This is a genomic window from Desulfamplus magnetovallimortis, assembly GCF_900170035.1.
Taxonomy (GTDB): domain Bacteria; phylum Desulfobacterota; class Desulfobacteria; order Desulfobacterales; family Desulfobacteraceae; genus Desulfamplus; species Desulfamplus magnetovallimortis.
Genome location: NZ_LT828550.1, coordinates 13,175 through 15,499, shown reverse-complemented (window position 1 = coordinate 15,499; position 2,325 = coordinate 13,175). Strand labels below are relative to the sequence as shown.

General features: G+C 38.1%; 3 protein-coding genes. All 3 read right to left on the bottom strand.

Annotated elements, in window-relative coordinates; genetic code table 11:
• Nucleotides 1–229: 229 nt before the first annotated feature.
• Nucleotides 230–643, bottom strand: coding sequence for a hypothetical protein (locus MTBBW1_RS17070; protein ID WP_080805226.1), 414 nt, complete (start codon nt 641–643; stop codon nt 230–232).
• On the bottom strand, nt 622–1,038 hold the full coding sequence (locus MTBBW1_RS17065; protein WP_080805224.1) for a HEPN domain-containing protein: 417 nt from the start codon (nt 1,036–1,038) through the stop codon (nt 622–624). Before MTBBW1_RS17065 ends, MTBBW1_RS17070 begins: the two co-directional genes overlap by 22 nt.
• 166 nt (nt 1,039–1,204) lie before the next feature.
• Nucleotides 1,205–2,325 (bottom strand): LamG domain-containing protein (locus MTBBW1_RS17060; protein ID WP_222424092.1); only part of this gene is annotated, 1,121 nt, incomplete at its 5' end.

Genomic DNA, 2,325 nt, shown 5'->3' with positions numbered 1-2,325 from the left:
GCTGAAGTGAGGGGCGCCGCCAACAGCCTTCGCGGAAAATGACTCCCGTTCACGGCGTCCCCTCGACTGGAATGTTGTACAATTGTTAGTCTATAACTTTGTAGTAACCAACCTTCTGTATCAATGTAAGTGAGACATCCTATAGACTAACCGATCCCGTTCATGCAGTTCGGCTGACCATCAGGTTGGGTTAAAAGAATAAAAAAAAATAGCTCGACCCCGGTTTCCATTATGACCGTAGATTCATTCTGTAGATATAGGCACCTTCAATAAAATGACCATTAATTGCTTCTCTATAGATTCGTTTTTTTAAAAAATTTTGGTCAGTATGAAACTCACTTGATAATAACAAAGCTGTTTTATCTGAATTATCAGCGACAACTATATCATTTAAGGAAATTGTGCTTTCCTTCTCTTTAAAGGTTTTTAATGCATCAACTATTTTTTTATAGTATTTTTTTGGCCCTTCAGATTTTACTAATTCTGAAGTAAAAAATAACTTCCATGACCTTTCTTCAGGGAAAAAAAGCCAAAAAGTTGTTGAAACCTTAGCATCAGTTTGGTCTAACTTCTTGAGAAGAGATTCACCGACACTGATCATATCCGTTGTAAGACTTTCGCTTACCAAAATTTCTTGAGCCATTGTAAAATTCCTGATTCATTATCGGTAATTGCTTCAATCAAGTCACTTGCTTTAGTTTTCTCAATATTAACTTCATATCGAGAGGACTCATTCCAGTCCTTAACAACCGCCCAGTTCAATCTGAAAGATTCATTTTCTTCTTCATGGGCTTTGAGTTTTTGTTTCAGCCCTGCGACACCAACTAAATCTTGAAGTTTATGGGTGTGACTGTCTTGAGCTAACTTCTTGTTTGGGAAGTCAAATTCCTTTACTTGTTTGCAAATACAAGCCTTCAGAGCACATTCAACAGAGTATCCTGCAAGATAATACGCCCCTCCAAACTCGTCATTATTGAACAATAGTTCTGCTTCTCTGATCCTTGTCTCTGACAAGGCCTCTAATTCAGTCTTATTCATATAGTCAAAACTGCTCTCGTAGTCTCAAAAAAAAGTAAAATTTGCGGATTATTATACGATTAACTGCCTTTAAAAATTATATTTTTCTCACCGACCTGTTGTACACTTTTCGACGATAACCTCCGAGCCTTTTCTCCAATTCAAAGATCATCGTCTATTTTAAGTTTCACTCCACCTCTCCAAAACCATCAATCGTCAAATGATCGCCTTCAAGTTTCATATCAACCCAATAAGTTTTACCCATGTTGAGACACGGCACACTCAATGTATTAGTGAATAAGTCGAATGTCGCGCAATTACTATCTGGCACAATTATTGGATTGTCGCAGCTATCGATACCCGTCCGATAGCCTTCATCGTAACCATCATCTTTTCCTTCAGCATACTTGGCATCTAAATCGGCTTGAGTAAATCCCCCATTTGTAGAAATCCCACATGCTTCTGGATTATCAATACAGTATTGTTTTCCAGCTTCATAACCTTCATCATAGTTGTCTTCGCAAGCTTCACCCTCATGATAAAGTTGATTGATTTCTGATTCAGAAAGGATACGATCATAAACACGAATATCATCAAGCTCTCCATTTAAGCTGACTGCTCCGGGAGATGCCGAAGACGTGCCAAACATCATATTATTAATTTCTCCAAATCGATTACCACTATCAATTGTGGATATGGAATCAGCATATTTTACACCATTTATGTATATTACTGCTTTGTGATCAGAAGAATATGGATCACGAATCGCTACTATATGGTGCCAATCATCAGGACTGATTGGTGCAAACACCGACCCCCTAATATCTAATGTCTCTTCGGCAAAACTAAAAGCGACACTTCGACCATAATCAATATTTTCTACTGGATAACTGAGTCCTGTACCGACGATAAATATAGCAAGTCCTTGAGAACCATTTGTATCACCTCCATTTGCTAACAAGATTTGATTTGAAGATAGCACACTTGAGTATCTCATCCATAATGAAACAGAATATGTAATAGATGTAGTTATTGGAGAGTTGATTGCTATTTTATCATTTCCATCAAAGCTATAAGCTCGGCCATTATTCTCATGTCTATCTTTAACTAGTGTTACGCCATCAGCTACACCATAGTTCCCACTTCCACTTTCATCATCAGCATTTCCGTTGAACGGGTAATACCCCACAAGCCCATCACTCAAACCTGCTTGAACCATTCCGACGAATCCCCAAAAAAACACAACAGCCAAGACGCTTAAAACGATGTACCTTTTCATTCGCACCTCCATATAAATTGTACAACGTT